At 71.7% G+C, this 26,937-nt stretch carries 22 protein-coding genes; 11 read left to right on the top strand and 11 right to left on the bottom strand.

Annotated features, from left to right (window positions below; genetic code table 11):
* Positions 1 to 13: 13 nt before the first annotated feature.
* Both IGS69_RS29935 and IGS69_RS29930 read right to left on the bottom strand, forming a co-directional pair.
* On the bottom strand, positions 14 to 1,051 hold the full coding sequence (locus tag IGS69_RS29935; RefSeq protein WP_190903581.1) for a LacI family DNA-binding transcriptional regulator: 1,038 nt from the start codon (positions 1,049 to 1,051) through the stop codon (positions 14 to 16).
* A gap of 106 nt (positions 1,052 to 1,157) precedes the next feature.
* Positions 1,158 to 2,168, bottom strand: coding sequence for a multicopper oxidase domain-containing protein (locus IGS69_RS29930; protein ID WP_190903580.1), 1,011 nt, complete (start codon positions 2,166 to 2,168; stop codon positions 1,158 to 1,160).
* A 189-nt stretch (positions 2,169 to 2,357) separates the two neighbouring features.
* On the opposite strand from IGS69_RS29930, the gene IGS69_RS29925 reads away from it, so the two are divergent.
* Both IGS69_RS29925 and IGS69_RS29920 read left to right on the top strand, forming a co-directional pair.
* A complete protein-coding gene (locus tag IGS69_RS29925; RefSeq protein ID WP_190903579.1) occupies positions 2,358 to 4,838 on the top strand; it encodes a ThuA domain-containing protein in 2,481 nt (826 codons plus the stop codon).
* Positions 4,839 to 4,882: 44 nt separating this feature from the next.
* A complete protein-coding gene (locus IGS69_RS29920; RefSeq protein ID WP_232543813.1) occupies positions 4,883 to 7,027 on the top strand; it encodes an OmpL47-type beta-barrel domain-containing protein in 2,145 nt (714 codons plus the stop codon).
* On the opposite strand, the gene ligD is transcribed toward IGS69_RS29920, so the two are convergent.
* The 6 genes from ligD to IGS69_RS34835 form a co-directional block, all read right to left on the bottom strand.
* Positions 7,014 to 8,045: a non-homologous end-joining DNA ligase gene (gene ligD / locus IGS69_RS29915; RefSeq protein WP_190903577.1), complete on the bottom strand. Its 1,032-nt coding sequence runs from the start codon at positions 8,043 to 8,045 to the stop codon at positions 7,014 to 7,016. The genes IGS69_RS29920 and ligD overlap by 14 nt on opposite strands.
* Positions 8,046 to 8,235: 190 nt before the next feature.
* A complete protein-coding gene (locus IGS69_RS29910) occupies positions 8,236 to 9,309 on the bottom strand; it encodes a radical SAM protein (protein ID WP_190903576.1) in 1,074 nt (357 codons plus the stop codon).
* 61 nt (positions 9,310 to 9,370) lie between these two features.
* Complete coding sequence (locus IGS69_RS29905) at positions 9,371 to 9,910, bottom strand: CYTH domain-containing protein (protein WP_190903575.1); 540 nt, start codon at positions 9,908 to 9,910, stop codon at positions 9,371 to 9,373.
* 424 nt (positions 9,911 to 10,334) lie between these two features.
* On the bottom strand, positions 10,335 to 11,183 hold the full coding sequence (locus IGS69_RS29900) for a helix-turn-helix domain-containing protein (protein ID WP_190903574.1): 849 nt from the start codon (positions 11,181 to 11,183) through the stop codon (positions 10,335 to 10,337).
* Complete coding sequence (locus IGS69_RS29895) at positions 11,180 to 11,920, bottom strand: DUF6879 family protein (protein WP_190903573.1); 741 nt, start codon at positions 11,918 to 11,920, stop codon at positions 11,180 to 11,182. Before IGS69_RS29895 ends, IGS69_RS29900 begins: the two co-directional genes overlap by 4 nt.
* 391 nt (positions 11,921 to 12,311) lie before the next feature.
* Positions 12,312 to 12,743 carry a PASTA domain-containing protein gene (locus IGS69_RS34835; RefSeq protein ID WP_232543681.1) on the bottom strand — a complete coding sequence of 144 codons (432 nt, stop codon included), beginning with the start codon at positions 12,741 to 12,743 and terminating at the stop codon, positions 12,312 to 12,314.
* A 533-nt stretch (positions 12,744 to 13,276) separates the two neighbouring features.
* Between IGS69_RS34835 and IGS69_RS29885 the strand changes: the two genes are divergently transcribed.
* Entirely contained in the window at positions 13,277 to 14,341 is a 1,065-nt protein-coding gene (locus tag IGS69_RS29885; RefSeq protein WP_190903572.1) for an ATP-dependent DNA ligase, read from the top strand.
* Between the two features lie 13 nt (positions 14,342 to 14,354).
* On the opposite strand, the gene IGS69_RS29880 is transcribed toward IGS69_RS29885, so the two are convergent.
* Positions 14,355 to 15,545, bottom strand: a complete 1,191-nt coding sequence (locus IGS69_RS29880; RefSeq protein WP_190903571.1) for a zinc-dependent alcohol dehydrogenase — start codon at positions 15,543 to 15,545, stop codon at positions 14,355 to 14,357.
* Positions 15,546 to 15,749: 204 nt separating this feature from the next.
* Between IGS69_RS29880 and IGS69_RS29875 the strand changes: the two genes are divergently transcribed.
* On the top strand, positions 15,750 to 16,733 hold the full coding sequence (locus IGS69_RS29875) for a DUF3048 domain-containing protein (protein WP_190903570.1): 984 nt from the start codon (positions 15,750 to 15,752) through the stop codon (positions 16,731 to 16,733).
* 239 nt (positions 16,734 to 16,972) lie between these two features.
* Here the strand turns inward: IGS69_RS29875 and IGS69_RS29870 are convergent, their stop codons facing one another.
* Entirely contained in the window at positions 16,973 to 17,437 is a 465-nt protein-coding gene (locus tag IGS69_RS29870; RefSeq protein ID WP_190903569.1) for a MarR family winged helix-turn-helix transcriptional regulator, read from the bottom strand.
* A 206-nt stretch (positions 17,438 to 17,643) separates the two neighbouring features.
* On the opposite strand from IGS69_RS29870, the gene IGS69_RS29865 reads away from it, so the two are divergent.
* The 7 genes from IGS69_RS29865 to pcaDC all read left to right on the top strand — a co-directional run bounded on the left by IGS69_RS29865 (position 17,644) and on the right by pcaDC (position 24,151).
* The gene (locus IGS69_RS29865; RefSeq protein WP_190903568.1) at positions 17,644 to 18,399 is read left to right on the top strand and encodes a CoA transferase subunit A; all 756 of its coding nucleotides are present in this window, start codon (positions 17,644 to 17,646) and stop codon (positions 18,397 to 18,399) included.
* Entirely contained in the window at positions 18,399 to 19,043 is a 645-nt protein-coding gene (locus IGS69_RS29860) for a CoA transferase subunit B (protein WP_190903567.1), read from the top strand. Before IGS69_RS29865 ends, IGS69_RS29860 begins: the two co-directional genes overlap by 1 nt.
* Positions 19,040 to 20,242 carry a thiolase family protein gene (locus IGS69_RS29855; RefSeq protein ID WP_190903566.1) on the top strand — a complete coding sequence of 401 codons (1,203 nt, stop codon included), beginning with the start codon at positions 19,040 to 19,042 and terminating at the stop codon, positions 20,240 to 20,242. The genes IGS69_RS29860 and IGS69_RS29855 overlap by 4 nt, the downstream gene beginning before the upstream one ends.
* A gap of 116 nt (positions 20,243 to 20,358) precedes the next feature.
* Positions 20,359 to 21,132, top strand: coding sequence for a protocatechuate 3,4-dioxygenase subunit beta (pcaH, locus tag IGS69_RS29850; RefSeq protein WP_190903565.1), 774 nt, complete (start codon positions 20,359 to 20,361; stop codon positions 21,130 to 21,132).
* Between the two features lie 6 nt (positions 21,133 to 21,138).
* Positions 21,139 to 21,744 carry a protocatechuate 3,4-dioxygenase subunit alpha gene (gene pcaG / locus IGS69_RS29845; protein WP_190903564.1) on the top strand — a complete coding sequence of 202 codons (606 nt, stop codon included), beginning with the start codon at positions 21,139 to 21,141 and terminating at the stop codon, positions 21,742 to 21,744.
* Positions 21,741 to 23,036, top strand: coding sequence for a 3-carboxy-cis,cis-muconate cycloisomerase (gene pcaB / locus IGS69_RS29840; RefSeq protein WP_190903563.1), 1,296 nt, complete (start codon positions 21,741 to 21,743; stop codon positions 23,034 to 23,036). The genes pcaG and pcaB overlap by 4 nt, the downstream gene beginning before the upstream one ends.
* Positions 23,033 to 24,151 (top strand): bifunctional 3-oxoadipate enol-lactonase/4-carboxymuconolactone decarboxylase PcaDC, encoded by a 1,119-nt coding sequence (gene pcaDC / locus IGS69_RS29835; RefSeq protein ID WP_190903562.1) that lies wholly within the window; start codon positions 23,033 to 23,035, stop codon positions 24,149 to 24,151. The genes pcaB and pcaDC overlap by 4 nt, the downstream gene beginning before the upstream one ends.
* Positions 24,152 to 24,188: 37 nt before the next feature.
* Here pcaDC and IGS69_RS29830 read toward each other — a convergent pair whose 3' ends face one another.
* Positions 24,189 to 26,873, bottom strand: coding sequence for an ATP-binding protein (locus IGS69_RS29830; RefSeq protein ID WP_190903561.1), 2,685 nt, complete (start codon positions 26,871 to 26,873; stop codon positions 24,189 to 24,191).
* Between the last annotated feature and the right edge of the window lie 64 nt (positions 26,874 to 26,937).

The following is a 26,937-nucleotide window of genomic DNA, read 5'->3' as shown; positions in this document are numbered from 1 at the left end:
GCGACGACACCCGCTAGGCCGACCCCCGCCGTACCAGCGTCGTCGGCAGCACCACGCTCGACGGGGTCGCCCCGACGCCCTCCCGCGGGGCGTCCCGGTCGAGGCCGCGCAGGAGGAGGCGGGCCATCAGGCGGCCCATCTCCTCTATGTCCTGACGGACCGTCGTGAGGGGCGGGTCGGTCTGTTCCGCGACGGGCCGCATGTCGTCGAAGCCGATCACGGCCACGTCGTCGGGGACCCGGCGGCCCGACCCGCGCAGGACGCGCAGCGCCCCGGAGGCCATGAGGTCGTTGGCGGCGAACACCGCGTCCACATCCGGGCAGCGCTCCAGGAGCTCGCGCATCGCCCGCTCGCCGCCGGCCGGGGTGAAGTCGGCCTCGGCGATCAGCCGCGGGTCGGCGTCCACCATGACGTCCCGGTAGCCGTCGAGGCGGTCAGCGGCGGAGGTCTGGTCGAGGGCGCCGGTGATGTGCGCGATCCGGGTGCGGCCCAGACCGGCCAGGTGACGCACGGCGTCGCGGGCACCGCCGCGGTTGTCGCTGTCGACGTAGACCACCTCGCGCCGGTCACCGCTCCAGTCGGGCCGCCCGCCGAAGACGGTGGGGATGCCGGCCCGCTGGATCAGCTCCGGCAGCGGGTCGTCGAGGTGCAGGGAGAAGACGAGGGCCCCGTCGACATGTCCGCCGGCGAGGTAGCGGCCGACCCGGGCGTGGTCGTCCCGGCCCTCCGTGAGCAGCAGCACGAGCTGGTTGTCGTGGGCGGTGAGCTCCTTGCTGATGCCGCGCAGCTGGAGCGCGAAGAACGGGTCGGCGAAGACCCGGGTCTCCGGTTCGGCGACGACGACCGCGATCGCGTCGTGCCGCCGGGTCACCAGGGAGCGGGCGGCCTGGTTGGGCACGTAACCGAGCTCGTCGACGGCCCTGCGGACCCGCTCCACAAGGACGTCCCGCACCCCGTCCCCGCCGTTGACCACGCGGGACACGGTGGCCCGCGAGACACCCGCCCGGGCGGCGACGGCCTCCAGGGTGGGACGCGGCGCTGTGTCGGTCACTTCGGGCTCCTCACCTGCGGCTGCGGATCAGGATAGCCCTGGACACGCAGCGTGGTGAGAGCGCTCTCGCGTGCCGACCGGCGCGGACGGGGAGAGCGGCCGTCCGTCAGTGCTCGTGGGCGCCGCCCGCCGACACCTCCCCGTGCGCGTGCCCGCCGCCCGCCGGCTCGTCGCCGTGCTCGTGCGGGTCGTACCCCGGAATGGTGCCGTCCGGCTTCTTCACCAGGAACAGCCCGACCATCCCCATGTCGGAGTGGCTCTGGACGTGGCAGTGGTACATCCAGGCGCCGGCGCCGACCCCCTCCCCCGCGATCACCTGGAAGCCGAAGGAGTCCGCCGGGCCCGTGATCTTGTTGTCGATGACCTGACTGGGATCCTCGGGGCCGGTCAGCATGCCGGTGCGGTTGTCCGCCCAGCGGTGACCGTGCATATGGAAGGTGTGGTAGAACTCGCCGTGCGTGATCACGACGAACTCCACCCGGTCCCCCACCGTGGCCTCGAAGTTCGGCCCGGAGTGCGGCGGCTTGTTGTTGATGCGCATGTCGTTGAAGACGACCGTGTGTGTCCGGTCGGGCAGGACGTCGCCCTTGCGGCGGACGATGACCGCGCCGAAGAGGCCCTTCTGAAGCCCCACCGTGCCATGTTCCGTGCCGACGACATGGTCGTGGTAGTGCCAGTAGCCCGCGCTGCCCGAGCGCCAGGTGCCGTCCTTGCGGCGACCGGGGGCGTGGGTGCGCCAGGTGTAGGTGCGGGTGCCGCCCGGCTCGACATGACTGCGGTTCAGTTTCGTGCCGTCGCTGGTGATCTCGTAGTCCAGGCCGTGGACGTGCAGGCTGACCTCCACGTCCATGGTGTTCTCGAACTCGACGTGCAGCGTGTCGCCTTCGTTGAGCTCGATCAGCGGGCCCGGGACGCTCGCCTTGCCCTTCTCCAGGCCGTAGCCCATCTGCCCGTCGGGGAGCTTCTCGGCGTAGAGCTTGATGCGCTTCACCTCGCCCCCGGCGGGCGCCGTCTTCACCGGTCCGGCGGCGCTGACGGCCTCCGGCGCTACGGACAACGATGTCGCGACGGCCGCGCCGCCCAGTAGGACCCGCCGGTTGAAGCTGCGTCTGTCCATGCGGAACTCCCCACCCTGGTATGGCATTTACGGAGGCGTACCTGTGATGAACCTGTGCGACGGTACCGGCCGCGCTCCCGTTTATCCACACTCAAGACAAAGTTGGTGCCATCACGGTCATAGGTATTGGCGAAATGCGCAAAGGGGTCTAGCTTCCTTGGCGGTGTTGCTGTGACCGAGGAGGTGCCCATGCGCTTACGAGGGCTGAGCAAGTCAAGACGCGTCTGGGCGGCGTCCGTTGCCGCCGGAATCGTGACCGCCGGGTTGTTGTCGGGACCCGCCGCGAACGCGCGCCCTTACCCCGAACCCCCGCTGACAACGATGTCGATCAAGTCGCCGCCGGGCGGCGCGAACGTACGGGTGCTGATCTTCCACGGTTCCGCGGCGGCCGGCGAGGAGTCGCCGGTGGTGAACGCCGGGATCGAGGCCATCGAGGACATCGGTCTGACGGGCCCGGCGAACCGCCGCTTCAAGGTGCAGGCCACCGGCGACGCCTCGGTGTTCACCGACGAGACGAGGCTGGGCCGCTTCAACGCGATCGTGTTCCTGACCGGCGGGGGCGATGTCCTCGACGCCGAGCAGGAGGCCGGCCTGGAGGCCTATATGGAGGCCGGCGGCGGGTTCGTCGGCGTTCATGACGCGGCGCGCGCCGAGCCGTACTCGGACTGGTTCACCGGCCTGGTGGGTGCCCGCCCGGCCGCCTCCAGCCCTACGGCCGTCCAGCGCGCGACCGTGGAGGTCGGCGACCGCGGGCACCCCGCCACCAAGAGCCTGCCGGTGCAGTGGAAGCGCCCGGACCGGTGGCTGAACTGGGTGAAGAACCCCTCGGGCGACGTGCACACGGTGGCCCGGGTCCGCGAGTCGACGTACCAGCCGGGCTCGGGCTCCAACGGCTGGGACCATCCGGTCAGCTGGTGCCGTGACTACGACGGCGGACGGTCCTTCTACACGGGCATGGGCGGCACGGTGTCGTCCTACGACGAGACCGACTTCCGCGATCATCTGCGCGGCGCGCTGATGTGGACGACCCGGCTGGAGCAGGCCGACTGCAAGGCGACCATCAACGCCAACTACGCTGCGGAGCGGCTGACCAAGCCCAACCAGCCCGGGCAGAACGACCAGATCGGCGAGCCGCACGGGATGGTCACCGCGCTCGACGGCCGGGTGTTCTACATCGGCCGGGGCGGCGCCGACTCCTCGCAGCCCGTGATCACGGACTGGAACAACCCCGACATCGGCAAGGGCAAGGGCGAGATCCACGTCTACGACCCCAGGACCAAGCAGGTCACCCTGGCCGGCGCGCTCACCGTCTTCGGCAACAAGGGCGGCGGCGACGAACTGGTCAAGGTCGAGGAGGGGCTGCTCGGCATCGAGCTGGACCCGGGGTTCGCGCAGAACGGCTGGGTGTATCTGCACTACACGCCGCACGAGCGGATCAACCGTGAGACGCGGATGGCGGAGCGGCGGGTCTCCCGGTTCACGCTCGACCGGAGCACGAACAAGCTGGACCTCGCCAGTGAGAAGGTCCTGCTGAAGTGGCCGGTGCAGATCCACAGTTGCTGCCACGCGGGCGGCGGGATGGCCTGGGACTCCAAGGGCAACCTGTACATCGCCACCGGTGACAACAACTCCAGCGGCTTCAGCTCCGGTTACTCGGGCAACAACCCGGAGCCGAACTACAAGGGCGTCTCCTTCGCGGACGCGCGCCGCACCGCGGGCAACACCAACAACCTCAACGGCAAGATCCTGCGCATCCACCCGGAGCCGGACGGGACGTACACGCTCCCCGCGGGCAATCTCTTCACCGGGAAGGAGCCCGATGAGGGCGGCGGCAAGACGCGCGGTGAGATCTATGTGATGGGCGTCCGCAACCCGGCGCGCATCTCCGTCGACAAGTCGACCGATGTGCTCTACGCGGGCTGGGTCGGCCCGGACGCGGGCGCGCCCTCGACGACCTGGGGTCCGGCCAAGTACGACACGTTCGCCGCCATCACCGAGGCGGGCAACCGCGGCTGGCCGTACTGCATGGGCAACAAGCAGCCCTACCGGGACCGCAATCTGCCGGACCCGACCAAGCCGCTGGGCTGGTACGACTGCGACCACCCGAAGAACGAGTCGCCGAACAACGACGGCCTGGTCAACCTGCCGCCGGTGACCGGCAACAACATCTGGTACTCGCCCTCGGGGGGCGGCCCGGACTACCCGCGGGACGCGAACGGTGTCCCGTCCTACAAGCCGGCGGAGGCCACCTACCGGCTGCCCTGGCTGAAGGGCGGCGGGCAGGCCGCGATGAACGGGCCGGTCTACCGGTACGGCACGGTCGCGGCCGACAGCGCCGTGAAGTGGCCGGCGTACTGGGACGGCAAGTGGTTCGTCGGTGACTTCTACGACGCCGACCAGCCGCGCAACGCGGTGCTCATGGACCCGAAGACGCAAGGCGACGGCGGTCTGCCGGTGCACTCGGAGTCACTGAAGAAGATCGTGCCGATCGGCAACGACGGCATCAAGAACCTGATGGACTGGAAGTTCGGTCCGGACGGCGCGCTGTACGTCCTCGACTACGGACGCGGCTTCTTCACCTCGGACTCCAAGTCGGCCCTGTGGCGGGTCACCTACAAGGGCGGCGGGCCGACCCCGGCCGCCGGCCAGTTGGCGAGGGGGACCGAGTGATCCGGCAACGAAGAGTGTGGGCCGCCCTGCTGGCCGCCCTGCTGATGATGCTCGGCGTGCAGGCACTGCCGGCCGCCGGGCAGCCCGCGAAGGAGGCCGCCGACCAGGTGCTCACCTGGACGGCCGGCAACGACATCGACAAGTACCTCTCGGCGCCGAAGACGGCGGTCGCCGGCGCGGCCACGATCGTCTTCGAGAACAGCGCGGCCACCGGCAACACCACGGGCATGCCGCACACGCTGACGTTCGTGACCAGCGACCCCGAGTTCAACAGCGACGTGCAGCTCAACATCCTGGCCAACCCGAACGACGCCCAGGGCGGCAAGCACACCGCCCAGGTCACGCTCACGCCCGGCCGGTACTTCTACCACTGCACGATCCCCGGCCACGGCCAGATGCAGGGCATCCTGACGGTGACCGAGGGCACCGGCGAGGACACCACGGCGCCCGAGGCGTCGGCCCACGTGAGCGGCACGCAGAACCCGCAGGGCGAGTACGTCGGCTCGGCGAGCGTGGCGCTGCACGCCACCGACGAGGGCGGCTCCGGCGTCGAACGGATCGAGTACGCGATCGGGGACGCGGGTGCCTGGCAGCCGTACACCACGCCGGTCGTCGTCGACCAGGTCGGCAGCCACACGGTCCGCTACCGGGCGTTCGACAAGGCGGGCAACGTCTCCGCCGAGAAGAGCGCCGCGTTCACGGTCGTCGCTCCCCAGTCGGACGACACCACCGCGCCGGAGACCTCGGCGACGGTGAGCGGTGAGCGCGATGCCGCCGGGGCGTACATCGACATGGCGACGGTCACCGTCTCGGCCTCCGACACGGGGACCGGGGTCAACACGATCGAGTACGCGATCGGCTCCGGCGCCTGGCAGCCGTACACCGGCCCCGTGATGGTGCACCAGGTCGGTGAACACACCGTCCGCTACCGCGCCACCGACAAGGCCGGCAACGTGGCGGCGGAGAAGAACGTGCGGTTCACGGTCGTCGCGGCGCCGCCCGCGGACACCACCGCGCCGGTGACCGGCGTGACCGTGGAGGGCACGAAGAACGCGAGCGGGGCGTACGTCAACAGTGCCCGGGTGACGGTCACGGCGACCGACGAGCACGGCTCGGGTGTCGAGCGGATCGAGTACTCGCTGGACGGCGGCCCGTACCTGGCGTACTCGGCGCCGGTGGTGGTCGACCGGGCGGGCGCGCACACCGTGGCGTACCGGGCGACGGACAAGGCGGGCAACACCGCCGCGGCCCGCACGGTGACCTTCACGGTCGTCTCCGGTCAGGTCCCGGCGCCGGACTGCCCGGAGTACGACGAGCGGTTGACGGTGATCGTCGGCACGGTCGACTCAGGGGTGCGCAACCGGGTCACCGACAACCGCTGCCGGATCGGCGAGCTGATCGAGGACGAGAAGGAGTGGACGTCCCAGGCGCTGTTCCTCAAGCACGTGGACTCCGTCCTGGACGCGCTGCTGAAGGAGGGTGTGATCGACCAGCGGGAGTCCAAGGCGATCCGGAAGGCGGCCCGGCAGTCCGGGATCGGCAAGCCGGGGCAGACCGAGGGCTACCGCACGCTCTTCGACGGCTCCGCGGAGTCCCTCGGCAAGTGGCAGCAGGTGGGCGGTGGTTCGTTCGGGCTGAACCCGGACGGGACGATCACCTCCAGCACCACGACGCCCGGCATGGGCATGCTGTGGTTCCCGCAGCGCAAGTACGGCGACTTCTCGCTGAAGCTCCAGTGGCGTGACGACGCGCCCGGCACCGGCAACGCCAACTCGGGTGTCTTCGTCCGCTTCCCCTGGGTCCACGACCACCCGGAGGAGTCCCGCCCGGAGTGGGTCGCCATCAAGTACGGGCACGAGGTGCAGGTGCTCGACCGGCCCGACGGCGACATGTACAAGACCGGCTCGGTCTACGGCTTCGACCGGGTGGGCCTGGCCGGCGCCGGCGTGACGCAGAAGGGCACCTGGAACGACTACGAGATCCGGGTGGAGGGCCAGCACTACTCGGTCTTCCGCAACGGCGTGCTGATCAACGAGTTCGACAACACCGGCGGCCAGGAGTTCAGCCCGCCCCGCTCGGACGACCCGGGCACGGACGGGCGGCGCTTCGCCTCCGGCTACATCGGGCTCCAGGTGCACGGCACGACGGATGTGGTCTCGTACCGGGACATCCGGATCAAGGAGCTGTAGGAGGCTCCTTCTCCTTGCGGGCCCTGCTCGGCTGTACGCGCCTCGGTTCTCCCGGCATCTTCGGATACTCGGGCGGGTACGGCAGGTCGCCCAGTCCGTGGTCGTGTTCGTCGCGGCGGGCGAGGTCGAGCAGGGCCTCGAGGGAATAGCGCTCGTCGTCCATGTCCGCGTGCACGTCGCCGAGTTCGGCGAAGCGCGCGGGCATGGTCGCGAGGTCGAAGTCCTGGGGGTGCGCGACCCCCACCTCGTCCCAGCGCAGGGGCCCGGAGACCGGGGCGTGCGGGCGGGGGCGTACGGAGTAGGCGGAGGCGATCGTGCGGTCGCGGGCCGTCTGGTTGTAGTCGATGAAGATGCGCTCGCCCCGCTCCTCCTTCCACCACTTGATGGTGACCTGATCCGGCATCCGCCGTTCCATCTCCCGGCCGACGGCGATGGCGGCCCGGCGGACCTGGGTGAACGTCCAGCGCGGTTCGATGGGCACGAAGACATGCAGGCCCCGGCCGCCGGACGTCTTGGGGAAACCGCGCAGCCCGCCGAACTCGTCGAGCACCGACCGCAGTTCGTAGGCGGCGCGGGCGGCGTCGTCGTAGTCGGTGCCGGGCTGCGGGTCCAGGTCGATACGGAGTTCGTCCGGGTGGTCGACGTCGTCGCGGCGGACCGGCCAGGGGTGGAAGGTGAGGGTGCCGAACTGGGCGGCCCACACCACCGCTCCGGCCTCGGTGGGGCACATCTCGTCGGCGCTGCGGCCGCTGGGAAAGGTGATGTGCGCGGTGGGGATCCAGTCGGGCATGTTCTTCGGCGCCCGCTTCTGGAAGAAGTTCTCGCCGTTCACGCCTTCCGGGTAGCGCTCCAGGGTGGTGGGCCGGTCGCGCAGGGCGCGCAGGATGCCGGGGCCGACGGCGATGTAGTAGCGGGCCAGGTCCAGCTTGGTGAAGCCGCGCTCCGGGAAGAACACCTTGTCCGGGCTGGACAGCCGCACGGTCCGGCCGGCCACCTCCAGTTCCACCGCGTCACCCATGCCGCCACGGTAGGCGCACCCCGCACACCTCGCATATCGGGCGCTTCGGGGCGCGTCGGAGCAGAATCGATCAGTGGATCTGCAGAGAACCGTATAACCGCAGTTCAGACGGCGTCTTGCCTCCCTCAACACGCACAGCTTGCGCTCTGCTCCTGTCAGCCAAGCCCGGTGCATTCCTCTACCTGGCCCATCATCGGCGTCCACGGGTCGCTGCCGGCCTGGCGTGCAGACGGGTCAGCCGTGCCGCTTCGTCGTCGCGGAAGGCCGCCACCTCCCGGCAACGCCGGCTCATCACGAACTCGCCGAGCGGCACGCACAGGTCCATGCGCTGGATGCACACGCCGACCATGAACGGGCCGTCCGCGGCACGGTACAGCCGGACCCCGTAGTACCCCTCCTGGCAGTCGTCCGGGTTGTTGAACCGGCAGTCCGTGCAGGTCTCGGGGAGGCGCACGGGCCGGATGCTCTTCGCGTACAGCGTGCGCCCGTCCGGCAAGCGGTACCGCACCCGCTGATCCGATGCCCCGGCCGTGATGAGGCGGCGGACCGGGACGGCGCCCAGGTGGCTGACGACGGCCTGCACGGCGGCCAGGGAGGCGCCTCCGTCCTCCAGCGACACGAGCATCCGGACCACGACGGAGCGGCCGTGCTGCTCGATGATGCGGAGCACCCGGTCGACGTGCCCGCGGTCGGGGATCACGATGTTGGCGGAGACCTTGATGCCGTGCGCGGTCGCGGTCTCGATCGTCGCCTCGAGGGCGGCCAGCTTGCGCTCGGCGAGCTTCGGTGAGGCGAGGCGCGGGGCCTGTACGGCGGCGAGCTCGGCCGGGGTGGTGCCGAACACGGACAGGTTGATGCGGTCGAGGCCGGCGGCCGCGGCGGCGGGCAGGACCGCCGCGCCGTTCTCGCCGTTCGAGGTGAGCCCGACGGTGAGCCCGAGGCGCCGTGCGATGCCGATCAGGCCGGGCAGGTCGGGGTGCAGTGTCGGCTCGCCGCCGGTGAAGTGCACCTCGTTCGTCGGGAGGCTGCCGCGCACGGCCGCGAGGGCCAGGGCGAAGTCCGGGTCGGCGGCGATCCGGGCGGGCAGGAAGTCGGCGCCGTTGGTGCGAAGGTAGATGGAGACGCGTCCGGTGCTGCCCAGTGCGGCGACGGGTGTTCCTTCGTTGTGGCAGAACGAGCAGGCGAGACCGCATGCGTCGATGATTTTCACGCGCAGGGTGCGGTCTGGTGTCACTTCCACCGGCACATGGCTCAGCTCATGCATGGTGCCCCCTTCTCCAGGTCGGTCGGGGCGCGGTGCCCCGGCCGGTGTCGCGGGCGCCGGCCTACTCGAACCGCAGGTCGGCGATGGAGTCCAGGTCAATGCCGTACAGGTCGTAGACCTTGGTGGTGTTGATCGAGGTGAGCTGGTCATGGTCGATGCCCAGTGCGGCGGCGGCCGCCCACACCTGCGCTGCGTCGTCGGCCTCGATCTCCAGGTAGGGAGGGATGCGCGGCCACTCGTCGACCTCCAGGCAGACGGCGCCGAGCGTGTACGAGGTGCGCCGGTTCTCCTGGTAGCTGCGCGGTGTCAGGCCCGTGAGGCGCAGCAGCGCGGCGGCTTCCTCGAAGCTGTCGACGGTCACCTCGGTCTCGTGGGTGCCGTCGACGGCGTCCGTGCTGATCTGCTTCACGCACAGCGTGACGTCGCATCCCGTGTCGCGTAGCCGCACCCACCGGCCGGGGACGGCCGGGACGGTGTCGTAGACGTACCGCCGCATGAGCCGGGTGCCGCTCGTGCAGGTACCACCGGCCTCGGTGATGAGCTGCGCGATCTTCGCGGGGTCGACGTCGAGGGTCTTCGCTTCGAACTCAATGCCTGCCATGGGTCTCCGATCGCTGGGTTACTACAGGTGTTCAACGACCGTGCAGCGTAAGGGGGGCCAGCAGCCCGACAACGGCCCTCACCGGGCCCGGATTACAGGCGGTGTTGTGCGTCCAGGCCGAGACCGTATTGACGTCCGGCGGCATCGAGCGGCACGAGCCACCAAGCGGTGTCCAGGGTCGGATCGGCGACGACCGGCCCTCGGCTCTCGGAAGGGATCCGGTCGTGCGCCTGAATGCCCGCGACGAGAGGAGCCTCAGCCCCCGGCCACGCCCTGCCGGACGGGATTGGCGCCAGGGCCTCGAGGCTTCACGCTTCGCTGTACTCGGAAGGGCCATGAGCGCGACGCTACGGAGGTCGATTGCACCACTGGGCGGCGATTGCGCGCGATTGCGCGCACGGGCAGGAAGCTTGCGTCCGGTTGCTCAGGTGAGGTCCAGAGAGGCCCTCGCACGGCCGATCAGGCGCCGCGCCGGCGTCCCGTACTCGGCGGCCTCGCCAAGCCAGTCCCACGCCCGCTCGTACAGCTCGATGTCCTCGTCACCGATCAGCCACAGTTCCTCGCTGATGGTCTCGACAATGACGAGGCGCCGGTCGTAGATCCAGAAGGCGTGCGGGGCGGTGCGGCGCAGCTGGGTTCCGAAGGGCAGGATGCCGAGTTCGATGCGCCGCCGGCCGACGAGGTTGTAGAGCCGGTCGAGTTGCTCGGCCATCACCTCGACTGGGCACGATCGGTGGTACAGGGCCGCTTCGCAGACGAGGAACCGGAACCTCTTCGCGGGGTCGTACAGTGCTTCCTGACGGCGCATGCGTGTCTCGACGGCCGCCTCGGTGGTGGGCGGGATCCCGCGGAACTCGGCGTTGCTGTCGAAGATGACCCGCGCGTACTCGGGAGTCTGGAACAGGCCCGGTATGCGGGAGACCTCGAGGCCCCGGATCAGCGTCGTGTTCTCGGTTTGCCGGACGGCGATCTCCTGCCGGCCGCGGTGCCCGCCAGCGAGTCGCCGACGCCACGAGCGGTGCCGCTGCTTCATGTCCAGGCCGGCGAGCAAGCCGTGCAGTTCCGGCTCGACATCCGGGCGGCCGACCGCGGTCGCCCAGGCGGTCAGATCGGCGCGGGTCGGGGTCTGCTTGCCGTTCTGCAGGCGGGAGACCTTCGACGTCTGCCACCCCAGCTTGCCGGCGATGTCCTTACCTTCGAGACCGGCCTCGGTGCGCAGCTCCCGCAGGCGCGCGCCGAGGGCTTCGCGAGCGGTCTGGAAGTCGGTGGTCACACGGTTGAAGCTACCCGCTCCGCGAACTCGGCTGTGGGGAGCGCGTGGTGCCAGGCGGCGTCGCGGGCCTGGCATGCGGCGAGTACCTCGGCGGGCTCCTCGGTGACGTAGACGCCGAGGGTGGTGTCGTTCTCGTCGAACGCGAACCGGGCGAGGATCTTGGAGTCGAACAGCCAGAAGTCGTAGTCGGGCAACCGTAGCGGGTGGGCCTCGCTGCGGGGCAGGTAGCGGATGTCCTCGCCGGCCTCGACGTTGCTGGGCGCACGAGCCAGGAGGAACTGCTGCCCCTGGGTCAAGGGCTCGTCGACCAGGCGCACCCGCTCGAACCTCTTGCCCTGCCCGACCTGAGCGCGGACGTTCTGCCGCCACGCGTTGGCGGGCTCGGCGGCAACGTCTTCCCCTGCCTGCCACTTCGGCCAGAGCGGGGACTGGCGGTCGGAGGCGTAGCCGCGGCGGGTCTCCAGCCGGAAGGCGGTGTGCCGGAAGTCGCGGAACAGGTGCGAGATCGAGGTGAACGGCTGGAGGGCGGGTGTGACGCTGCGGGGCGCGTACCGGCTCAGGAGGCTGCGGGGGACGCGGACGAACGTCTCGGATGGCTTCACGTCGCGCAGCTGCACGAGGTGCTGCGGGTCGGTCTCGCGGTCCCCCTGCACGAGGACCTCGTCCGTGCCCTCGATCTCGTACAGGGTGGGGCAGTCACCGTCATCGCTGGTGGTGCCGAGGAACCTGAGCGCCATGTCGCCTCCGTGTCCCGGTGGTTGGAGGTCCAGGATGCGCGGTCGTTGTGCGGTGGCGCTCTCGGATTGCGGCAGATTGCCGGCCGAGGGCGTCGGCTGCGGATTGCGCGCAACACGGAGAAGCCCCCCGTGCGGCCCGCTACGGGCGCGCGTGCGAGGTATTGAACTCGCGGCGAGCAGTGCGCCTGAGGAGTAGATGCCGAGCGCCTGGAGTGCATCTGACCGGACTGGCCGTGCGCCCGGAGTTCTGTCGGGGGCTCCGGGCGAAGCAAAGCGGCCTCACTCGATCAACCTGTGGACGTCGGCGAGGTCCGTACCGAGCACGCGGGCGGTCTGGTGGAGCGGGGCCCGCCGCGACGGGGTACGCGGCGGGGCCGGTCTGGGGGTGGGTTCAGCAGCTCTCGCCGTCCTTGACCGCGTACAGCGTCACGGGAGTGTCCGTGGGGTGCTCACCCGCAGCAGGCTCCTGGCTGCACACGGTCCAGTTGCGGTCGAAGACCTGCAGTCGCTGCTGGCCACTGGCGTCCTGGTCGTCGAGGACGTAGAACCCGGCGGCCTGCGCCTCGTCCTGAGCGGCTTGGAGGTCCTGTCCGACGACGTCGGGCAGCGTCGCAGTCTCCGCTTCTGCTTCGTCGGCGCCGGCCTCGCCGGCGGGGGTATCCGTGTTGACCTCGGGAGTGGCCGTGTCCTGCTTCGTCTGGTCGCTGGACTCCTCGGCGGTGGTGGCCGGCTTGCTGGAGCCGGTGTCCTCCGTGCCCTCGCAGGCGGTGAGCGTGAGGAGTGCTGCGGCGGCGAGTCCGGCCGCGATGGTGCGGATGCGCATGGTTCCCCCCTGGAACTCTGGTGCTGGGGAGCCATCATTGCGCCACGTGTGGATTGCATGAAGCCTGTGTGGCTGTTCTGTGACGAACTGTGAGTCGAGGATCTGCTGGACGGACTCGGTTCTCCCGGCCGACGACGGCCGCCAGGTCGGCGAGGTGGTCGACGGGCCGGAGCACACGCCCTCGCGGTCACGGGGGTCGTTCGCGACGAGCAGCGCGGCCATCAGGGCAGGGACAGGGGGAAGAGGCCGGGCGGACCGGGCCGCGGCGCGCAGGGCGGCGACCTCGGTCGGGCGGCGCACGGGGCCGCGGCGCACTGGGTCACCTCTGGCGAGGACCGCAGCGAGCTCACGGCCGAGGGCGCGCAGTTGGTCGGCCGACTCGGCGAGAGCATCGGCGAGCCGCTCGACCTGCTCCGGGCGGCATTCGTCTCACGCACCTACTCCGATGCGGCGCCGAATCCGCAGGTGACATGGGCTTTTGCGGACGTCACGCATAACAGGCGGACACCATGGACGACTCGTAGAGTCGATCCATGGATCTGCCGGTGATGCCCCCTGTCCTGCCGATGCTCGCCAAGTCGGTGGCGGCGATCCCCGCGGGTATGCAGTACGAGGCGAAGTGGGACGGGTTTCGGGCGATCGTGTTCCGGGACGGGGACGAGGTCGAGCTGGGGAGCCGCACCGGGAAGCCTCTGACCAGGTACTTTCCCGAGCTCGTGACGGCCGTGCGGGAGCGGCTGCCCGAGCGGTGCGTGGTGGACGGGGAGATCGTGATCGCGCGCGAGGGGCATCTGGACTTCGACGCGCTGACGGAGCGGATCCACCCCGCGGACTCGCGGGTGCGGATGCTGGCCGAGCGGACCCCGGCCTCGCTCGTCGTGTTCGATGTGCTGGCGCTGGGGGACGAGTCGCTGATGAACGCGCCGCTGACCGAGCGGCGGGAGCGGCTGGCCGGGGCGCTGTCCGGGGTGCGGGCGCCGGTGCACCTGGCGCCGGCGACCACCGACATCGAGGTGGCGCGGCAGTGGTTCGAGGAGTACGAGGGGGCGGGACTGGACGGGGTCATCGCCAAGCCGCTGACCGTGCGCTACCGGCCGGACGAACGCGCCATGTTCAAGATCAAGCACGAGCGGACGGCGGACGTCGTGGTCGCCGGGTACCGCCTGCACAAGAGCGGCCCGGTCGTCGGTTCACTGCTGCTCGGTCTGTACGACGACCGCGGGACCCTCCAGCACGTGGGTGTCTCCGCCGCCTTCACGATGAAGCGGCGCGCCGAGCTGGTCCAGGAGCTGGAGCCGCTGCGGATGGACGACGTGTCGGAGCATCCGTGGGCGGCCTGGGCAGAGGAGGCCGCGCACGAGAAGGCCCGGCTGCCGGGGGCGCCGAGCCGCTGGTCGGGCCGCAAGGACCTGTCGTGGGTGCCGCTCAGGCCGGAGCGGGTGGCCGAGGTGGCGTACGACCACATGGAGAACGGGCAGCGCTTCCGGCACACGGCCCGCTTCCGCCGCTGGCGCCCGGACCGGACCCCCGAGAGCTGCACGTACGCGCAACTGGAGGAGCCGGTCCGCTACGACCTGGCGGAGATCCTCGGTGTCTAGGCCGCGCCGTCCGTCAGGGCTGCATCAGGATCTTGACCGCGCCGTCATCCTTGCGCTGGAACATCTCGTACGCGTGCGGGGCCTCCGAGAGCGGCACCCGGTGGGTGGCGAAGTCCTCCACGCCGAGGGGGTCCTCGTCGGTCAGGTACGGGATGATGTCGTCGCTCCAGCGGCGGACGTTGGCCTGGCCCATCCGGATCTGGATCTGCTTGTCGAACAGCGTGAGCAGCGGCAGCGGGTCCGCCATGCCGCCGTAGACGCCGGACAGCGAGATGGTGCCGCCGCGGCGCACCAGGTCGATGGCGGTGTAGAGCGCGGCGAGACGGTCGACGCTGAAGCGCTCGGCGATCGGTGCGCCGATCTTGCGGGGCAGGATCGAAGCGGCGTTCTGCACCATGCGCGCGGCCGCGCTGCCGTGGGCCTCGGTGCCGACGGCGTCGATCACGGCGTCGGGGCCGCGGCCGTCGGTCCGGTCCTGGATCGCGGCGACGAGTTCCTTCTCGTTGTCGAAGGACCTCAGGTCGAACGTCTCCACGCCCCGTGCCTTCGCCCGGCGCAGCCGCTCGGGGACCAGGTCCACACCGAACACCCGGTCGGCGCCCTGCACCTGGGCGACGCGGCAGGCCATGTCGCCTATGGGGCCGAGACCGAGCACGGCGACACTGCCGCCCTTCGGGACGTCGGCGTAGGCGACGGCCTGCCAGGCGGTGGGCAGGACGTCGGAGAGGTAGACGAACCGATCGTCGGGCGGGCCCTCGGGGACCTTGATCGGGCCGAACTGCGCCTGGGGAACGCGCAGGTACTCGGCCTGGGCGCCCGGCACCGCGCCGTACAGGCGGGTGTAGCCGAACAGGGCGGCGCCCATGCCCTCGCCGTGCACCTGGGTGGTCTCGCACTGGGTGGGCAGGCCGGTGAGGCACATCCAGCAGTTGCCGCAGGCGATCTGGAACGGCACCACGACCCGGTCCCCCACCTGGAGGTCCGGGACACCGGCGCCGACCTCCTCGACGATCCCCATGGGTTCGTGGCCGAGGATGTCGCCGGGCGTCATGAACGGGGTGAGCACTTCGTACAAGTGCAGGTCGGATCCGCACAACCCGGTGGAGGTGATGCGGATGACCGCGTCCGTCGGCTCCTGGACGGTCGGATCGGGCACGTTCTCCACCCGTACGTCCCGCTTGCCCTGCCAGGTCACTGCCCTCATCGCCTCGCGCTCCCTCCGTAGCGTGCGCGTCGGTCGTACGGCGCGGTCCGGGTACCCGGACCGCGCCGCGCTGAATCTTGCGCCGATCGACGGACGCGGCGGAGACACTTCCTCGTCAAGAACAGTCGTCTGTGGCCATCAATGTTCAGATAAGCGCACAATCAAGTCAGATCGATGACATGAGGCGCGGTGGCGACGGTGGGCATGGGACGAGGGGCGCGCGGACGGCGCGCCGCGACGACGGCGGCGCTGCTGGCCGCCACGGTGACGGCCGCCCTGACGGCGGGCTGCACGAGCGGGGGCGGCGGCCCGGGCGACGACGGACGGGGGTCGCCGAAGGAATCGGGGCAGAGGGAAACGCCGTCGGCGAGGGGCCCCGGCCCGCTCGTCGTCAAGATCGACAACGCCACCCCGGCCCGCCCGCACACGGGCGTCGACGCCGCGGACGTGGTCTACGCGGAGCAGGTCGAGGGCGGGCTGAGCCGGCTGATGGCCGTGTACGCGACCCGGCTGCCGAAGACCGTCGGGCCGGTGCGCAGCGCACGCGAGTCGGATCTGGAGCTGCTGCGCCAGTTCGACCGGCCCACCCTGGCCTTCTCCGGCGCACAGAAGAAGCTCCTGCCGCTGATCGACAAGGCGCCGCTGCGGGCTCAGACGCCGGGCAACGCCGCCGACGCCTTCTTCCGCGACTCCGGCAGACCCGCCCCGCACAACCTCTATCTGCGCCCCGAGCGGATCGTGCCCGAGGCCCCTGGGGAAGCGGCCCTGACCACCGGCTTCCGCTATGGACCGGCGCCCGCGGGCGGTACGGCCACGGCGTCCCGGACGGTGCGCTACCCGGCGTCCGGTTTCACCTTCACCTGGTCGGACTCCCGCGACCGCTGGCTGGTCGGCATGGACGGGACGCCCGCGACGACGGCCGACGGTGAGCGGATGGCGGCCGCGACGGTCGTCGTGCAGTACGTGAAGGTGCGCGAGTCCGCCTTCCGGGACTTCCTCGGCAACAACACGCCGTACACCGAGACGGTCGGCTCGGGGAAGGCGACGGTGCTGCGCGACGGGCGGGCCTGGGACGTGCACTGGAAGCGGGAGAAGGCGGCGGACGGCACGACGTTCACCAACGGCGACGGCGCGCCGGTGAACTTCGCGAAGGGCCAGGTGTGGGTGGTGTTCGCCAAGACGCCCTGACGGACCCGCCTTTCGCCCGGCCTGACCGGCTCACGTTCCGCCCGGCCTGACCGGCTCACGTTCCGCCCGGCCTGACCGGCTCACGTTCCGCCCGGCCTGACCGGCTCACGTTCCGCCCGGCCTTTACCGACTCCCCTTCCGCCCGGCCCTGACCGGTCGCATTCCGCCCGGCCCTGACCGGTCGCCTTCCGCCCGGTCCTGACCGGTCGCCTTCCGCCCGGCCCACCCGGGCGGGGCCGTCAGTGGGGCGCCACCAGGGGCTCCTCCGGATTGCGGAGCCCCTCGGCGGCGTCCGCGACCCGCCGGATGAGGTCGAAGAAGACCGTCCGCTCGTCGGCGGTCAGCGGGGCGAGGAAGACCTGGTTCATCCGGGCGGTGCGCACGGTCAGCTTGCGATGCGTGCGCGCTCCCTCGTCCGTGAGGTGCAGCAGGGAGCGGCGCCCGTCGTGGGGATCGCGGACCTTGTCGAGCAGTCCGCGCCGGCTCAGCCGGCTGATCACCTCGGCGATGGTGGACCGGTCGAGCCCCACCCGCTCCCCCACCGTGCGCTGGTCCAGGCCGGGCTCGGCGACGAGGGTGTTGAGGACGGCGAACTGGGGCGAGGTGATCTCCTCGGAGACCATCGCGTTCCACAGCAGGTAGTGCGCCTGCTGGAGCCGCCGGGCCAGGTGCCCGGGGTGGGTGGTGAGGTCCGCGGCCGCCATGTGCACCCCTCGGTCGTTTTCGTCGGTGCACTGAACAATACTCAACCCGCCGGGCGCTGTCTGCCGCCTTCGCAAAGGATTGCCGCCGTATTTACCCAGGTCTTGACGCCCGCCCGCGCCAGTGGCAGCGTGAGGGACGGCTTGCAGAAATACTCAGTGCCCTGATTAATTCGGTCGGGTCGCTCGGAAGAGATGGGGCTTCTCGGATGGACAAGGTGGTCGCCACAGCCCTGGAGGCGGTGGCCGACGTGCCGGACGGCGCGTCGCTCGCGGTGGGCGGATTCGGGCTGAGCGGTGTGCCGAACGTGCTGATCGAGGCGCTGTACGAGCGCGGCGTGGCCGGGCTGTCGGTGGTCTCCAACAACTGCGGTGCGATGGAGTCGGGCCTGGCGGTGCTGCTGGCCGCCGGCCGGATCGCCCGGGTCACGGGTTCCTACATCGGCGCCAACAAGGAGTTCGCCCGGCAGTACCTGGCCGGGGAGCTGGAGGTCGAGCTGATCCCGCAGGGCACGCTGGCCGAGCGGCTGCGGGCCGGCGGCGCCGGGATCCCCGCCTTCTACACCCCGGCCGGCGTCGGAACCCAGGTCGCCGACGGCGGACTGCCCTGGCGCTACGACGGTGAGGGCGGGGTCGCCCTCGCCTCACCGCCCAAGGAGGTCCGGGAGTTCGACGGCACCGAGTACGTGCTGGAGCGGGGCATCCGCACCGACGTCGCCCTGGTCCGGGCCTGGAAGGGCGACCGGCACGGCAACCTGGTCTTCAACAAGTCCTCCCGGAACTTCAACCCGCTGGCCGCGATGGCCGGGCGGGTCACGATCGCCGAGGTGGAGGAGCTGGTGGAGCCCGGCGAGATCGACCCGGACGCGGTGCACCTGCCGGGCATCTTCGTGCAGCGGGTGCTCGCACTCACTCCGGAGCAGGCGGCGGACAAGAAGATCGAGCAGCGGACGGTGAGGTCCTGATGGCCTGGACGCGCGAGGAGATGGCGGCACGGGCGGCGCGGGAGCTGAGGGACGGCCAGTACGTCAACCTCGGCATCGGCCTGCCCACGCTCATCCCCAACTACCTCCCCGAGGGCGTCGAAGTCGTCCTCGAATCGGAGAACGGCATCCTGGGCACCGGCCCCTACCCCACCGAGGACGCCGTCGACCCGGATCTGATCAACGCCGGGAAGGAGACGGTGACGGTCCTGCCGGGTGCGTCCTTCTTCGACTCGGCGCTGTCGTTCTCGATGATCCGGGGCGGGCACATCGACGTCGCCGTACTCGGTGCCATGCAGGTGTCCGAGCGGGGCGACCTGGCCAACTGGGCCGTGCCCGGCAAGCTGATCACCGGCATCGGCGGGGCGATGGACCTGGTGCACGGCGCCCGCACGGTCGTCGTCGTCATGACGCACACCGCCAAGGACGGCTCGCCGAAGATCCTCGCCGAGTGCGCCCTGCCGCTGACCGGCAAGGAGTGCGTGAACCGGATCATCACTGACCTCGGTGTCCTCGACGTCACCGACGACGGACTCGTCCTGGTCGAGACCGCGCCGGGTGTGACCGCCGGCGAGATCGTCGCCAGGACCGCCGCCGAACTGACCGTGCCGGAGGGCCTGAAGTGAAGGACGTCTACATCGTCGACGCGGTCCGCACGCCGATCGGCCGCTACAACGGCGGCCTCGCCTCGGTCCGCCCGGACGACCTCGGCGCCCACGCGATCCGCGAACTGCTCGCCCGCACCCCGGACCTGGACCCGGGGCGCATCGAGGACGTGTACTTCGGCAACGCCAACGGCGCCGGAGAGGAGAACCGCAACGTCGGCCGCATGGCTGCCCTGCTGGCGGGGCTGCCCACCTCGGTGCCGGGCATGACCGTCAACCGGCTGTGCGCGTCCGGTCTGGAGGCCGTGATCCAGGCCGCCCGTGCCATCGCCGTCGGGGACGCCTCGATCGCCGTGGCCGGCGGCGTGGAGTCGATGACCCGGGCACCGTATGTGCTGCCCAAGTCCGGCACGCCCTTCCCGGCCGGGCACACCGAGCTGTACTCCACCACCCTCGGCTGGCGCATGGTCAACCCGCGCATGGAGCCGCAGTGGACGATTCCGCTCGGCGAGTCGGCCGAACTCATCGCGGACAAGCACAAGATCGGCCGGGAGCAGCAGGACGAGTTCGCCCTGCGCAGCCATGAGAAGGCCGCCCGGGCTCGGTCCGAGGGTCTGTTCGACGGCGAGCTGGCATCCGTGCCGGTCCCGCAGCGCAAGGGCGATCCGGTGCTCTTCGCCGCCGACGAGTGCGTCCGCCCGGACGCCTCCCTGGCGGCCATGGCCAGGCTGAAGCCGTCGTTCCGGACGGAGGGCGGCACGGTGACCGCGGGGAACGCCTCGCCGCTCAACGACGGGGCGGCAGCGTTGCTCCTCGTCGACGAGGAGGGGCTGAGGGCCACGGGGCGCGAGCCGCTGGCCCGGGTGTCCGCCACCGGTGTCTCCGCGACCGACCCGCACTACTTCGGGCTGGCGCCCGTGGAGGCGGTCAACCGGGCGCTGGCCAAGGCGGGCAAGGGGTTCGGCGATCTGTCCGTGCTGGAGCTGAACGAGGCGTTCGCGGCGCAGGTGCTGGGATGTGTGGCCGAGTGGCCCGAGCTCGATCCCGCGATCCTCAATCCGCAGGGCGGGGCGATCGCGTTGGGGCATCCGCTGGGGGCGTCCGGGGCCAGGCTGGCCGGCACGGTCGCTCATCAACTGGCCCGGCGTGGCAGTGGTGTGGGCGTGGCCACGCTGTGCATCGGGGTGGGGCAGGGGCTCGCCCTCGTTCTGGAGCGCTGAGCGCTGCATGCGGCTGCGGACGTGCGTAGCCGGCCGCGCCCGCGCGGCGGAGCCGCATATCGATCCAGCTCCGCGCCCCTGACGGGGCACGACACTCAAGGACCTCAGGGACTCCCATGACTCTCACGCAGTACGACATCGACCAGGAGATCGCGGCCAAGCACGCCGCGTACGAGAAGCGGCTCGCCGACGGCGGCCCCGTCGAGCACCAGCCGCGGCGCGACTACGCGCCCTACCGGTCCTCGCTGCTCCGGCACCCCAAGCAGCCGCCGGTCACCATCGACGTCAGCAAGGACCCGGAACTGGTGGAGCTGTCCTCCCCCGCGTTCGGGGAACGGGACATCACCGAGATCGACAACGACCTCACCCGGCAGCACGACGGCGAGCCGATCGGCGAGCGCATCACCGTCTCCGGGCGGCTGCTCGACCGCGACGGACGGCCGGTGCGCGGCCAGCTCGTGGAGATCTGGCAGGCCAACGCGGCGGGCCGCTACGCCCACCAGCGCGAGCAGCACGACGCCCCGCTGGACCCCAACTTCACCGGCGTGGGCCGTACCCTCACCGACGCCGACGGCCACTACCGCTTCACCACCGTCCAGCCGGGCCCGTACCCCTGGCGCCAGCACGTCAACGCCTGGCGGCCGGCGCACATCCACTTCTCGCTCTTCGGCTCGGCGTTCACCCAGCGGCTCGTGACGCAGATGTACTTCCCGAGCGACCCGCTGTTCCCCTACGACCCGATCATCCAGTCCGTGACGGACGACGCGGCCCGGCAGCGGCTGGTCGCGACGTACGACCACAGCCTGTCGGTGCCCGAGTTCTCGATGGGCTACCACTGGGACATCGTGCTGGACGGCCCGCAGTCCACCTGGATCGAAGAAGGGCGCTGACCAGCCATGACGAAGATCGACACCAGCCGTCCGGACAGCGTGCTGCCCACCCCCTCGCACACCGTCGGCCCGTTCTACGGCCACGCCCTGCCCTTCCGCGGCGGCGAGGACATCGCACCCCTCGGGCACCCCGACACCGTCACCGTGCACGGCTACGTCACCGACGGCGAAGGCACCCCGCTTCCGGACGCCCTGATCGAACTGTGGGGGCCGGACCCCGAGGGCAATCTGCCGGCCGCCGACGGCTCGATGCGGCGCGACCCGGCCTCGGGCGGCTTCCTCGGGCGCAACGGCGTGGAGTTCACCGGCTGGGGACGCATCCAGACCGACGCGAACGGCCACTGGTACGCGCGGACGCTGCGGCCCGGCGCCCGGGGGCGCAGCGCCCCGTACCTGAGCGTGTGCGTCTTCGCACGCGGGCTGCTCGTGCACCTGTACACCCGGATCTATCTGCCGGGCGACGCGGCGGTGCTCGCCGCCGATCCGCTGCTGTCCGGGCTGGAGGACGCCCGCCGCGACACGCTGATCGCCGCGGAGGAGGGGGACGGCACGTACCGTTTCGACATCCGCCTTCAGGGCGAAGGCGAAACGGTCTTCCTGGAGTTCCAGTGACAGCTCACCCCGGCGACACAAGCCTGCTCGCCCCCGGGTGGTCCGGCTCCGCGGCCGCCTCCGCCACCGGCGACGACGCGTTCCTGCAGGCGCTGCTCGACGCGGAGGCCGCGCTGACCCGGGCCCAGGCCGCCGCGGGCCTCGCCCCGGCCGAGGCGGCCACGGCGGTGACCGGAGCGGCGGACGCCGGTGCCTTCGACGTACGGTCCCTCGCCGAGCGGGCGCGCACGGGCGGCAACCCCGTCATCCCCCTGGTCGCCGATCTGACGAAGGCCGTGGGCGACACCCACGGCCCCTACGTCCACCGGGGCGCGACCAGCCAGGACATCATGGACACAGCGATGATGCTGGTGGCCGCGCGGACCCTCGACCCGGTCCTCGCCGACCTCGGCCGCACCGAACAGGCCCTCGCCCGGCCGGCCGCCGAGCACCGGGACACGGCGATGCCCGGGCGGACCCTCACCCAGCACGCCGTACCGACCACGTTCGGCCTGAAGGCGGCCGGATGGCGGTCGCTGGTGCTCGACGCACGGGACCGGGTGCGGGCCGTACGGGAGTCGCTTCCGGCCCAACTCGGCGGTGCGGCGGGGACGCTGGCGGCCTTCGGGGCGTACGGCGCGAGCGATCCGGCCGGGCTGCCGGAGCTCTACGCCCGCGAACTCGGCCTGCGTGCACCCGATCTGCCCTGGCACACCCTGCGGACGCCGATCGGCGATCTCGCCGGGTGCCTGGCCTTCACAGCGGGCGCGCTCGGCAAACTCGCCGTGGACGTCCTGACCCTGTCGCGCACCGAGATCGCCGAGGTCGCCGAGGGCAGTGGCGGCGGGTCGTCCGCCATGCCGCACAAGTCCAATCCCGTACGGTCCACGCTGATCGCCTCAGCCGCGCGGCGGGCACCGCAGCTCGCGGCCACGCTGTACGGGTCCATGGCCGCCGAGGACGAACGCCCGGCCGGGGCCTGGCACGCCGAGTGGGAGCCGCTGCGCGACCTGCTGCGGCTGGTCGGCGGGGCCGCCCGGGACGCCGCCGAACTGGCGGAGGGACTGCGGGTCAGGCCCGAGTCCATGCGCGCACATCTGGACCTCACGCACGGGTTGATCGTCTCCGAGCGGCTGTCCGCCGAGCTGGCCCCGGTGCTGGGCCGCGCCCGCGCCAAGGAGCTCCTCACCCGGCTGGCCTCCACGGCGCAACCGCTCGCGCAGGCACCGGAGCTGGCGGGCGTCGACCTCGATCCCACCCACTACACGGGCTCCGCCGGGGCCCTCACCGACCGTGCTCTGGAGCGACGTTGACACTCCTGAACCACCAGGCCGAAGGGCCCGCCTCCGCTCCCGCGCTGCTGCTGGGCCCCTCGCTCGGCACGTCGTACGCCCTGTGGGACGCCGTGGCGCCCGAGCTGTCGATCAGTCACCGGGTGGTGCGCTGGGACCTTCCGGGGCACGGCGGTTCGGCGGCCGGTCTCATCGAAGCCGGCGCGACGGTCGGCGACCTCGCCGGGCTGGTGCTGGCGCTCGCCGACTCGCTCGGCATCGAGCGGTTCGCGTACGCGGGCGTGTCGCTGGGCGGGGCCGTCGGGCTGCATCTCGCGGTGCACCATCCGCAGCGGCTGTCGTCGCTCGCCGTGATCTGTTCGTCGGCGCACTTCAACGGTTCCAGGCCCTGGGAGGAACGGGCCGCGCTGGTGCGTCGGGAGGGGCTGGCCGGGCTGGCGGAGAACGCCGACGCGCGCTGGTTCGCCGGTGACTTCACCGTGCCGCGCCTGCTCCGGGACCACCGGGACGCCGACCCGGAGGCGTACGCCGCCTGCTGTGACGCGCTCGCCGCGTTCGACCTGCGGGACCGGCTCGCGCAGATCGCCGTACCGACCCTGCTGGTCGCGGGCCGGGAGGATCCGGCGACGCCCCCTTCGCATCTTCGGGAGATCGCCGACGCCGTGCCGCGCGCGACGCTGGTGGAGCTTCCGGGCGCCTCTCACCTGGCGCCCGCGCAGTGCCCGGAGGCGGTGCTGACCGCCCTGCGCGCCCACTTCGGTCCGGGGGCTCCGCGGGGCATGGCGGTACGGCGGGAGGTGCTCGGCGACGCGCACGTGGACCGGGCGCAGGCCCGTCAGACACCGTTAACGGCGCGCTTCCAGGACTTCATCTCGCGCTACGCCTGGGGCGAGATCTGGACGGACCCGACCCTGTCGCGCCGCGAGCGCAGCATGATCACGCTCACCGCGCTGGTCGCGCACGGCCACTACGACGAACTGGCCATGCACGTCCGCGCGGCCCGCCGCAACGGCCTCACCCCGGAGGAGATCGGCGCGGTGCTGCTCCAGACGGCGGTGTACTGCGGGGTGCCGGCGGCGAACTCGGCGTTCGCGACGGCCCAGCGGGTGCTGGCGGAGGAGGACGGCACCTCCTGACTGCGCGCGTGATCGCGCGCACGACCGCGCTCCGGAACTACGCCGGTCCCCCGCCGGACGTGAGCGCCGCCCGCGCCCGCTCCGCCAGTCCGTCGGCCCCGCACGAGATCGCCAGGTCCAGGCCGCGCTCGAGGTCGCTCACCGAGCGGGCGGCGACGCCGAACTCGACGCGGGCCGCCGCGTACTCGTACTGGCAGGGCGAGGCCTCCAGGTAGGTGACGGCCTGGGCGTAGAGCCGGACCGCGCGCTGACCGGTCTCCAGGTCGGCGGCGCAGCGCAGAGCCTCCCCTATCGCCGTGTCCGTGCCGAAGCGCTCCGCCTGGCGGCGGACGTCGACGGCGAGCCGGGCGGCCCGGGCCGGGTCCTCGGCGCTGAGGGCACGGGCGAGGTCGGCCGCCCAGGGGACGAGCACGGAGTTGTGGTGACCCCGGGCCGCCGCGGCCTTCTCCGCCGCCTCCAGTTCGTTGATGCCGTCCTTGGTCCGGCCGACGGCCAGCAGCAGCCGCCCGCGCACCGAGCGGGGGTCCGGCAGCACGATGGTGGACGGGTAGGGCGGGCGGAAGCCGTGCCGTTCGGCGACGTCCCAGGCCTGCTCGACATGGCCGCGGGCCAGCAGGGTGTCGACCAGGCTGCACGTCGCCGACCAGTACAGGGGCAGGCCGCGGCCGACGCGCTCGGCGAGGCGCAGCGCCTCGCGCAGCGACGTCTCGGCCTCCCTCAGCCGGCCCCGCCTGCGGTGGCCGATCCCGACGTAGGCGTGGGCCAGGGCGAGGTGGCCGCCGCTCCAGCCGGCCGTCTCGTAGGCGCGCAGCGCTTCGTTGTAGAGGGTCTCGGCGCGGTCGAGGCGGTCGGTGAAGCAGTAGGCGTTGGCCAGCATCAGCAGCAGTTCGATGCCCCACTCGGTGTCGGTCCAGCCGAGTCCGGGGGCCAGCCGGCCGTTGACGAGGGCCCGGTCGCACAGCTCGGCGACCTCCTCGGCGCTCTCGCCGTGCATGAGGGCGTCGAAGCCGCGCAGGATGAGCAGGGCGCGTTCGGAGTTGTCCCGGCCGGTGCAGGTGCTCGCGAGGTCGGCGAGCCGCTGGGAGCGGTCGGGTGAGGTGGCCTCTCCGGCGTGCAGGCCCTCCCACATGAAGTGCGCGGCCTGGAGCCGCATCCGGGCGGGTCCGGGCCGGAGCCGGGCGGCCTCCGCCTCGACCGTGCGGACGGCCTCCTCCAGCTGGTCGTTGTGCAGGAGCGCCTGGGAGAGCCGGAAGACAGCGTCCACCCGCTGGTCGCCGTCGAGGCCGGGCATGCCGAGCGCGGTCCGCAGATGGCCGATGGTGCGGGCCGGCGCGGTGAGGAAGGTGGCCCCGGCGAGTTCGTAGAGCACGTGCGGGTGGGAGTCGGGCCGGGGCGGTTCCCTCAGGGCGCGCTCCAGGCAGCGGCGGGCGGCGTCGGGTGCGCCCACGGCGAGGTGTTCGCGGGCGGCCTCGCGCAACTGCCCGACGAGTTCCTCGTCGTCGTCCGGGTGGACCTCCAGGAGGTGGCGGGCGGCGGCCGCGGCGCCGTGCCCCTCGTCGGCGACGATCCGGGCGGCGATGCCGTGCATGGCGGTGCGCAGGGCGTCGGGGATGGAGTTGTAGACGGCGGTCGCGATCAGCGGGTGGACGAACTCCAGGTCGCCGTCGGTGCTGCGGCCGTTCGCGGGGTCGGGCGCGGTGAGGATGCGGGCGGTGCGCAGCAGTTCGGCGCAGCGGCGGGCGTCGTCCGGCCGCAGGGTGGCGAGCTTGGCGACCAGGCCGACGGAGATGCCGGTGCCGAGGATGGCGGCGGCCCAGGCGAACCGGGTGGCGTCGATGCCGAGTTCCTCCAGGCGGGCGACGAGGCCGCCGCCGCGGGCCGAGCGGTTCAGCTCGCGCAGTTCGCCGGCCCGCGCCTCGACCGGGTCGAGCTCGCTGTCCTGCACCTTGGCGAGGAGTTCGACGGTCTCGTAGGGGTTGCCGGCGGTGACGGCCCAGACCTCGCGGCAGAACGCGGCGTCGGCGTGCCGGCCCAGGGTGGCGCGGGTGAGCCCGGCCGTGGCGTCCGGGGTGAGGGCGCTCAGGGTCGTGACGGGGCCGTCCGCCGCGGCGGCGACGGTGTCGAGGTGGCGGGCGCTCGGGCCGGAGATCTCCTCGGCGCGGCGGGCGACGACGACCAGGACGGACATCTCGTCCAGGCGTTCGGCGAGCCCCGCGAGCCAGTGCAGGGTCTCCTGGTCCGCCCAGTGGGCGTCGTCGATCAGCAGCACCAGCGGCCAGTCCCGGCGCGCGAGCCGGCGCACGGCCGCGACCAGGCCGTCGCACACGCCCTGCGGGTCGGCCCGCCGGTCGCCGGGCTCCGCTATGCCGAGGGCGGGGCCGGCGATGTCGTACCAGTCGCCGAGGTACTCGCGGGCCTCCTCCGGCAGCATCGACACCAGGGCCGGCTGCAGCAACTGCCTTACCACGTTGAAGGGGACCGACCTGAGGGTCTCGCCGCCGCGCGCCGACCAGACCGTGCAGCCGCGGGCCTCCGCGATGCGACGGGTTTCGGCCAGCAGCGCGGTCTTGCCGAGTCCTGCCTCGCCGCGGAAGACCAGCAGTGCGCCGGACGAGGACCGGTCCGTGCACAGGCTGTCGACCGCCCGCGCGACGGCGGCGACCTCCTCGTCGCGCTCCCACAGGGAAGCCGAGGCGGCGGCCATGGGCCGTACCTCCGTCATCCCGCTACCTCCCCAAGTCGCCCGAACGACGTACAGATGTCGAGCGTAGCCGTCCGATTGCCTG

Origin of the sequence: Streptomyces tuirus, from assembly GCF_014701095.1 — a bacterium.
Classification (GTDB): Bacteria; Actinomycetota; Actinomycetes; order Streptomycetales; family Streptomycetaceae; genus Streptomyces; species Streptomyces tuirus.
This window is presented reverse-complemented; position numbering and strand designations above follow the sequence as displayed.